Consider the following 9894-nt stretch of genomic DNA (forward strand, 5'->3'; position numbering starts at 1 on the left):
TATGAAAACTTTACTCCTCACCGCCGAAGTTTAACAGAATTGTAAAGCGAAGTGTATTCGCAAGCGGATGATTGGCTTCAAAAGTTGAAATATAACCGAAATCGACCCCAACTATGCTATATCTTACACCAGCGCCAAATGTTGCAAATCTTCTACCGCCAGCCCTCGGGTCCTCATAAAAATAGCCAGCTCTTAAAGCAATGAGTCGTGGACTTCCATACCAATATTCAAATCCGGCGCCTACAGTTACCTTCCTCAAACTTGCATATTCACCCCACGCTGTAATTAATGACTTTGGCAATGGATCTGGTTTGCGACCCTCACCTGGATATCTTCTGACAAGAACTCTGCCAAAGTCAACGGTTGCTGTAAAATTATTGTACTTAGTTTGAATTATGTCAAAGGCAAAACCAACTCTTAAATGTGTCGGAAGAGGATCTGCCTGCTCCTTATCAATGTAATGAATCATTGGACCAAGGTTTGAAAGATTTAAACCAGCACTTACCCTTCTACCAAAAACGTAATCCCTGAAAAGCAGCCCGATATCAAAGCTAATGCCGTTTGCAACCCCCCTTCCTTGCTCTTCCGCTGTTCCAAATGGAGCAAGTTGGCTATGTATGTATCTAAGGTTTACTCCAAACCCAAAACTTTGTGTCAACTTCATTGCATAAGCAAGTGCAACTGCGTATTCGAAAGCTTTAAAAGTTCCAAGATAGGTATTATTTTCATCTCTTCGTTCAAATGAACCGAGATTGAAAAAGGTTATATTAGCTCCTATTGTCGCATCAATTGATGCAACATAATGTTTCGCACTCAGATATTCATAAGACAAGTCGGAGCTGAATTGAGGAAGCCATTTTGCATGTGTGAAGCTTATTTCAGTTCCTTTTTGAAATGCAAGTCCTGCAGGGTTCCAGAAAATAGCATTGGCATTATCTGCAAGGGCAACTCCAGTTTCTCCCATCGCTCCTGCCCTTGAATCAGGAGCGATCAAAAGAAACGGAACCGCTGCATCTCCACCTTGTGAATAAAGTATATTGGAAAAAAGAACAAATATAACAAGTATGCTCAATCCTACCGTCGTTCGCTTCCTTAACAGCATAATTTTGACCTCCTGATTTTTTGTTTTGCAAATTAAATCAAAGCGATAACTCTATCTCATATTCACCTAACTTTTTGTTTGATTAAATATATAAAATTTCTGAAAAAAACAAAGTTTACCTCATCACAACCAACTTTCCCAAAGATTCCGCTCTCTTACCGTCGGCGCTTTTAACAACCACCTTATAAATGTAAACTCCATTTGCTATTTCATCACCATCCATATCTCTACCATCCCATTCAATAGCTATAAAGTTTCCGGTTAAACCATGTCTTTCAATTTTGTTTATCAATTTCCCACTCAAAGTATAAATTCTTATCTCTACATCAACGGGTGCATCCTCAAAGGTTGCAACTTTTTGAAATGTGAAGTGTGTTTTATCAGAGAATGGATTTGGATAGTTAAAAACATTATAAATTGCAAACTCCCCTTCTTCAGCAACTTTGAACTCAACTTCACGAATGGAAGAGTTATTAAAAACATCCCAAGCCTTAACTTTGACCATATGTCTTCCTGGTGAAAGTTTTGGGAGTTTATAGATAACTTCACCACGTCTGTAATCGTCAAGCTTCGTTTGATAAAATTCAGAAAGATCAATTCCCGATGGATTATCATCGAGAAATGCTTCAATTCTATGACCGATCGCAGATGTTGATACATTAACACCACTTTCATCGAAAATTTCAACCATCAAAATTGGTTCATTTGAAACAATATCACCGCTCTTAAAGTAGACATTATTCAAATAAATGTAAATCTCCGGACCTCTTAAATCCCCAACGAAGCTCGAATCAATCCCGTTAATTATAATGTCTGTTGTATAACCAACGCCATCAACTTGATTGCCATAAAAATAAGCAATTGCCTTGGCTCTTTCATTTGAAAAAGATATATCTTTCGGAAGGACGAATTCGCTTTTGAATTTGCCATTTTTAAGTGAATATATACCCTTGAACAACAAATTCCCTTGATCGATAAAGTTAAATGTCCAACCAAGTTCATCAACAAAGCTTAAATTTCGCTGAGCATCAAAAACAGCTATTTCAACGGTTCCATCTAAATTTAAATTAGCTCCGCTATTTTTCTGTGCCTTACCCAAAAATGTTGTCTTTCCAAGTGCTTTCAAATTAACAATCTGATTTGTAGCTCTACCATTTATGCTATCAATTGTAGCCGAATATCTTGGGATCACAAGATACATCGCAGGATCAGCAAACAAGATAAATTTCCTATCGTTAAGCGACGCATAGTATTGCTTAACCCTAAACATCGCATCACCAAGACGTGAAGTTCTAAATTCATCACTCCCATTAAATAATTCATCAAAAAATTTATAATTAAACGCTGCATTATCACTTGAATAAACCAACCTTCCGGATGAAAGCACACCTATAGCACCTCCATCTTTCAGGGTCAACAAAGCTTCAGTTGAACTTTGGGATTTCGGGTTATCAAATCTAGCAAAATCACATGTAGCTGCCACAACAAATGTTAATCTCCCCGAATTTTTTAAATTTTGTATTGTGTACCCTATCTCAAAAACCCTTTCGTGCGCCCATACATACGGATTTCCGTGTCCTATCCAATTAACAATGACAGAACCACGATTGATAAAATCAACTAAACTCCTTGCCGCATCTGGTTTTCTCCGACCCAAAGATGTGTAAACAGTCGGATACGCAACGAGATAAAGTTTTCTTTTATTGATAAATTCAGGTGTGTGATAATTAGCCAAAAACTCGCTTTGAACTGTATGTATTGTTCCATCCGTGCCACCGCCTGAAGTTAAGCCATCATCAGCAACAAATACAATTGTATTCCGCCACAATCCGAAATCATTGTTGTTCTCATACTGAATTATCTTGTTCACGACAATCTCTGCTTCCTCCTGAGTCCGCACTGGCAAACGCCCTGTCGCCATGTCAATGTAAATATCCGGTGTCAAAAGAACGAAGAAATCATCGGATGTGTATGTCAGTATTTGCTGTAGCCCTTCTTTGCTCTCGTAAGGTGGAACCCAATTTTTATCTAATACCTCAACATTTCTATAATCATAGTCCCCGTCCCCAAAAAACAAAACATAAAAAGGTTTTCTGCTCCATCTATCAAATGCAAATTTTAAAAAGTCCCTTATCGCAACTGGATCGAGTATCCCACACGAAAACTCATTGTAAATATCTTCAACATCAACTACAAATGTTTTCAAAGAGTCTTTTCTTGCTCTATAATCAGCTAATCTCTTCGCCTGTGTTATAAAGTCAGAATGCGTAATTACAACCCAATCCGCACCTTCTACTTCTCCACGCAGATTTGTATTTCGAACCTTCTCAATCTTTGACACTTTTCTATATCCATTGCTTCCCACACCGATAAAACGCTTGACCCCTCCACTTTGCTGCGATATTTGAAATACAAATTCACCAGCATTTATGCTACCTGAAATCATTTTAACATCTTTAAAATCAGTCACATCAAAAACTTTAACATCGTTTGAAGAGAAACCCGAAATTTTATATTCGACAACAGCGGTTGTATCATATGAGTAAAACGCTATATAGTCATTAATCGCCTTGAAACTTCTCGGATAAGTTATCTCAAACCAATCAATATATCCAGCGACAGCTTCCCCGCTCCAATTAAAATAAAATTTTAAATTGCTCCTCGAATCTTTAAGTTCGCCATTATAAACAAACTTTTTTGGTCCTGACTTCACAGCGTAAAAATCAATCAAAGAAGATAATCCACCCAAAGAAACCGTGCCAAGTTGGATGGTTCCAAGCTCATCGTCCCCTTCCTTCACAACAAACCAATTAGGACCACCTGACCTCGATGCAACTTGCACTCTATATTGAATCGGCTTCCCAGGTATAAGCTCATCCAACTTAACTGTATAGCTTACCATATTAAATCCCAACCTTGCCTCAACCGAAGCCATAAACCAATCTCGCCCTGATTCAGTCAAGTTAATCTTTTGATCATCTTTAAAATAGAGCCCAAAGGTATACTCGGGTCTGAATGGAGAGGGAACATTTAAACTTTGCACTGAACTCATCCTTTTGCCCGGTCCCCCGCCGAAAGTAAGAAAGTAATAATTAACATCGGAATAATCATGAATGTAGTGCGAAAATTCCTTGGTTGTAGGATCATAGTTCCACCCACTCGTCCCTTTCCCGTAAAAAATTATATAATCCCCCTGATCAAATTTTCCATCATCCTGCCCATAAACATAGATGGCATTTTCAATTAAACCTGATGGTCTAGGTTCTGAAACATTTTCGGGCAGTTGAAATCCGCCATTGTTAAAAATTTTTATAGTCCTCGGATCAATATTATCAGGATTTATTCCAGCATTCCTTAAGTCGGTGTATGTTATCTTATAAATCCCTTCTTCAGTTATGGGAATTTTGTACCAATCTCCACTGGCAAGTTGACTTACACCTGATTTAGGTAAATTCAAATTTTGAATCCTCCAAAACTTTGCAACATCGTGATTAATAAAACCTTGCGCAACTTTTAAATCAAATTTATCTGGATTTGCAAAGGAAACCGCACCTTGACCATACTTAAGCATAAATCTAATTCGCGTATAAACCCTCGCTTTCCCCAAAGCAGGATTATATTGTATTGGATAAACCTTCAAAGTCGATACAATATAATTTCTGGCTATCCCCACTTCCCCAAGTTCAACAATTTTATCAGGGATATAAGCATTCCTATTGTAGATATCGCCAAAGGTAAATGTTTTAACATAGGAAATTGTGTCTTCACCTGTGAATTTTTCTGGAATTAGATGTGGAAATGGCTTTAACTTAACACTTTCATATTCAATATAGGATGACTCTATAATTTCGACAGAATTTTCAGTTGCAGACTTCAAAGCGACGGGGAAAATCCTGACTGGAATTTGCGGTTCACCTGGCTTAGGCTCATCAAATGTGGTGTTAAGAAATAAAAATGAGAGTAGTAATTCATTTTGATAATTTGTTGAATCTATTTTAACAAGGTAAGGGCTATATTCAATCACTATTTCTTCACCACTTTGAGAAATGATATGGAAGTCAGGGATATTTTGAGATATGACAGTTTGAGCAAAGAAGATAAGCACAAACAAAAAAGGACAGTTGCCAAGCGAACTTGCGTTAAAGGTTGAAGTTTTTAGCATATCGTAAGCATTCGTTTTTGCTTTAATTTAAGGCACCTAATTCAAAGAGTAAAACCTTTAACGAAGCCGCAATAGGCAACTGTCCTTAAGTTTTTAACTATCTCAATATAATCAACTCAAGATCAAAAGTCAAATTAAACAGCATGAAACCGAATTATAAACTTATTTCCACTTGGAAACTCAGAAGGTTCAACAACAACGGTGCCACCATTCATTTCAATGATTCTATGAAATACATTCATTGCAAAAAGGTTATAATTTGGCTTGTACTCGGAAACAGAGACAAGGTATGGGTTAAATAACACCTTGGCAACATCAGATGGTAATTTTTTCGTTTCATCATAAACGGTTATGAATACAAACCTGCCATCACCCCCCGCCCTTGTAACTTGAACGATTTGAATCTTCCCGCCAAGTGACATCGCTTCTGCCATAGCTTCAAAAAGGATTTTAAAACCGATCCCAACCCAGCTTTCATCCCCCTTGATCAACGCTTCCCGCCCAAGATTAAATTCGAAGTCAACCTCCGAAAATTTCTCTTTTACCTTCTCAGAAGTTTCCTTAATTAAAGAATTAACATCAAAGACCTTTGTCTCAATTCTATGTATTTCGGCAGAGATATCATTTAAGTGTGTAAAGTAGTCAATAAGTTCAAACCATTTTTTCATCTTGTTATAATTTTCAAGCAGGAGCACCTTAAGTTCATCTCTAACATCCTCGCTCGATGTTATCATTTCAATCACTCCCTTAACAGATGAAAAAAGCTCTTTTATTTGATTTACAAAAAATCTTTCGGTCATCATTTGAATCTTCTTCATCTCATTCTCAATGGAACGCATTCGTAAAACAGACTTAACTCTGGCTGTAAGTTCCGTAAGCCTTATCGGTTTGTAAAGATACTCAATAGCACCAAGATTAAAACCACGCTCAAGATTTTCCTCATCAACATATTGCCCAGTTAAAATTACCACAGGGATTTCTCTCGTGATGGGATTTTGTTTAAGTTTAAAGAGCACCGTAAATCCATCCATAACTGGCATGCTTATATCGAGAAGTATCAAATCAGGCTTTTTCTCCTGGGCGAGCATCAATCCTACAAAACCATTTTCAGCAGTTATCACATCGTAACCTTCCATTTCAAGTGCATTTTTTAATGTTTCCCTTAATTCCTTTTCATCGTCGATTACAAGAATTGCCATTTTCTAACCTATTTTGTTTGGGAAGAAACGAGCTGCTCTTGCACTGCTTCCGATCCCGCCGTTTCCTCCCCGATTACAAGCTTTTCTTCAAACTCTTTAACTTCCATCAAAAGCTTTTCTATTCTCCTGCAACCCTGCTCAATCGCCCTTACATCTCTCAATGTCTCATTATCATAGGGAAATCTCCTCTCTATCCTTGCAGATGCGCTCATTATCACCGTTAACGGGTTATAAATCAAGTCCCTCAATGAAAAGGTAAAATCTTTCAAAGCTTTTAGCTTTGCAATCTGCGTTTCGTACTGTTTTATCTGCTCCATGCGCAATTTCTCTTCCCTGTGTCTTTGCTCCTGTAAATTTACAAGCTTAACAAATAAATACGACAACCCCCATATCCACAACAAAGAATCAAAATGCGTAAATATATCCGAAACCGACACTATCCCCTCTTTCACCTTTTTAAATAGGTCAAGCGTTGTGAAAAGATAATAAAGATAAATTACCACTGCCGAAAAAAGAGCTGGATGCTTCAAAATAAAACCCTCTACAAAATCACGCCATATTTTCCTCATTTCCTACAACCTCCTTGTTTTTGAGATCGAAAGCTAAAATTTTGATTACAAACTTTCACTTTAACCTCAAATCTTCACCAAGATTGACATAAAAAATGAGCATCAAGAACATCCACTTCTACAAATACCCCAACGAAAGCTATATAAAAATTTTGTAAACTCATCACATTCCTAATTTAATGAAAAGTAAAAGAAACGCAAAGTAAATTTAAAAAAAATCGCACTAATCTTCAACCCCAACCAGTAGGTAAATGCACGTATTAATTCGTCCGTTCTACCCACCCTTTGGATTTAACAACGATTGAGATTAAATTTTTTAAAAACCTTAATTCCCAAAACCAAGATGTCATTTGAGCTTTTTATCACAAAAAGATACATAAAATCAACAAAAATTACGGGTTTCATCTCTTTTATCACACTCATTTCCATCATCGGAGTAATGCTTGGGACATCTGCATTGATAATTGCTCTTTCGATCTCAAAGGGTTTTGAAAAAGAGCTAAAAGAAAAAGTAATTGGTTTTACATCACATATCCAGGTGTCAAAGTTTGATACAAGATATTTCGAAAAGGATGATTGGGAAAGTTTTGAAAAAGTAAAGATGGTTTCAAATGTCAAATCGGTTTCCCCATTCGCAGGTAGAGAAGCAATGATAAGATCAAGCTATGGAATTGAAGGGATTTATCTTAAAGGAATTTTGCCCGAATATGATTTCTCAATAATAAAAAGAAGTATAATTGAAGGCGAATATAACTTTGATGAAAGTGATGGAATCCCAAAAATAATAATTGGGAAAAAACTTGCAAATAAGCTTGGTGTTGAACTTGGAGATAAGGTTATAGTTTTGGCAATCGATCCAGATAGCCCCAACTTTTCTATGCCAAAGATTGAGCAATTTAAAATTTCGGGCATCTATGAAACTGGAATGGCTGAATATGACGATATTTTCGTCTATGTCCACCTTAAGCATGCACAATATTTATTTGATCTTGGCAATAGAGTTAGTGGTTTCGATGTGATGGTTAAAAATGTAGATTTCATCGATGAAACTGCTCTTTTAATTCAAGACAGGCTTGGTTATCCATATTACGCAAGAACCATGTATCAAATGTACCGAAACCTTTTCGCATGGCTTGAACTTCAGAAAAAACCAGTTCCAATAGTTCTTGGATTGATTATAATTGTTGCAGTTTTCAATATAGTCGGGACACTTTTAATGATAGTCCTTGAGAAGACAAAAGAGATAGGGATTTTAAAATCAATGGGGGCAAATTCAAAAAGCATCACAAAAATTTTCATCTATCAAGGAATGTTTATTGGAGTTGTTGGAACAGCGCTCGGAAATGCTCTTGCTTATGCCTTATGCTTCATTCAGTTAAAATATAAGCCCCTCTCACTTCCAGAGGATATTTACTTTATGAGCTCGGTTCCAATTTTGCTTCAAGCAGAAACTTTCATAATTGTGTCGCTTGCATCGCTAATTTTATGTTTCCTTGCAACACTTATCCCTTCAATTATAGCTTCCCGAATTCAACCTGTGGAAGCGATAAGATTCGCATAAAATTTGAAAGTTTCCATCGAACTGATTAATTTTTGATAAAATAAACTTATTTCAGCACTTGAAACAAGCGTTTAAAATAATCTGGAATCACGAGTTGTTTAGGATTTTATTTTTGATCACAGTAACATCTTTTTTCGCTTCTTCAACGATTTACCTTATTGAGAGCTCAAAAAATCAACAATTTTCCTCTTTCTTTGACGGGGTTTGGTGGACTATCGTCACAATGACAACGGTTGGCTATGGGGATAAAGTCCCAGCTACAACGATGGGGAAGATTATTGGCTTTTTAGTTATGCTTTCGGGTGTGATTCTTCTTTCGATGTTTACTGCAACTATATCGTCAATTTTCGTTACAAAGAAAATAAAGGAAAGGGAGGGGCTTGAAAAAGTGGATGTCTCAGATCACATAGTAATCTGCGGATGGAACAAAGATACAGAAAGAATGCTAAAAGCATTGAATAATCATGCTAAAAAGAGAAAACTACAAATTGTTTTAGTTAACAATCTACCGCCTGAAAAAATTGAACAGGTTATAAACTCATATAAAAATCTTGAAATAAAATTCGTGCGTGGTGATTTTACTCAGGAATCGATTCTTGAAAAAGCTAACATAAGACAGGCAAAAGAAGTTGTTATATTGCCTGATGAAACCCTTTCCCCTTACCCGTCTGACGATAAAACCTTGATAGCTACTCTCAACATAAAATCGATAAATCCAAAAGTAAAAGTTTATGCCCATATAATTGATAGAGAAAATTTTGGAAACCTTAAAAAGGCAAATGCAGATGAAATAATTGTAAGCAACGAATACCTCGCATCAGTTCTTGCGGATCAAATTGTTTCTCCTGGAATCGTTCAGGTTTTATCATCGCTGTTAAGTGAAGATTCGACTACAAAAATACTTCGCATTGAGATCCCACCACGCTTCGTTGGCAAACCTTACATTGAACTCTTCAACTACTTTAAAACTGAGAAAAATTACCTTTTGATCGGTTTCATATCAGATGAGGAAACTATAACCCTGGAGAACATTCTCTCGCATGACTACACCGAAATTGATGCGTTTATAGAGAAAAAACTCAAAGAGGCTGGTTTAAATATTAAGTCATCATATGTAAGATTGAATTTAAATCCACCGCTTGATTATGTCATAAATAAAAAAGACGATGCAATTGTCATTGGAAACATAACGGTGTAATCGAAATGGAAATTGAAGAAGAAATACTAGAAAAAATTCCCTTTTTCAACGGTTTGTCAGAGGAACATCTTGGACTTCTAAAAAAGATAATTACTGTTAAAGA

The 9894-nt window shown here is 36.5% G+C and carries 6 protein-coding genes; 2 read left to right on the plus strand and 4 right to left on the minus strand.

The window, feature by feature from the left end; genetic code table 11:
• Positions 1 to 10: 10 nt before the first annotated feature.
• From porV to AWW78_RS08915, 4 genes are all read right to left on the minus strand, one after another.
• Positions 11 to 1102: a type IX secretion system outer membrane channel protein PorV gene (porV, locus tag AWW78_RS08900; protein WP_047133496.1), complete on the minus strand. Its 1092-nt coding sequence runs from the start codon at positions 1100 to 1102 to the stop codon at positions 11 to 13.
• Positions 1103 to 1217: 115 nt separating this feature from the next.
• Positions 1218 to 5264: a type IX secretion system sortase PorU gene (gene porU, locus AWW78_RS08905; RefSeq protein WP_047133497.1), complete on the minus strand. Its 4047-nt coding sequence runs from the start codon at positions 5262 to 5264 to the stop codon at positions 1218 to 1220.
• A 134-nt stretch (positions 5265 to 5398) separates the two neighbouring features.
• Positions 5399 to 6463 (minus strand): response regulator, encoded by a 1065-nt coding sequence (locus AWW78_RS08910; protein WP_075426235.1) that lies wholly within the window; start codon positions 6461 to 6463, stop codon positions 5399 to 5401.
• Positions 6464 to 6471: 8 nt separating this feature from the next.
• On the minus strand, positions 6472 to 7032 hold the full coding sequence (locus tag AWW78_RS08915; protein WP_047133498.1) for a nitrogen regulation protein NR(II): 561 nt from the start codon (positions 7030 to 7032) through the stop codon (positions 6472 to 6474).
• Between the two features lie 343 nt (positions 7033 to 7375).
• On the opposite strand from AWW78_RS08915, the gene AWW78_RS08920 reads away from it, so the two are divergent.
• Both AWW78_RS08920 and AWW78_RS08925 read left to right on the plus strand, forming a co-directional pair.
• On the plus strand, positions 7376 to 8593 hold the full coding sequence (locus AWW78_RS08920) for an ABC transporter permease (RefSeq protein WP_047133499.1): 1218 nt from the start codon (positions 7376 to 7378) through the stop codon (positions 8591 to 8593).
• Between the two features lie 94 nt (positions 8594 to 8687).
• Positions 8688 to 9791: a potassium channel family protein gene (locus tag AWW78_RS08925; protein ID WP_159420987.1), complete on the plus strand. Its 1104-nt coding sequence runs from the start codon at positions 8688 to 8690 to the stop codon at positions 9789 to 9791.
• The last annotated feature ends 103 nt before the right edge of the window (positions 9792 to 9894 follow it).

This window comes from Candidatus Kryptonium thompsonii (genome assembly GCF_001535985.1).
Lineage (GTDB): Bacteria > Bacteroidota > Ignavibacteria > Kryptoniales > Kryptoniaceae > Kryptonium > Kryptonium thompsonii.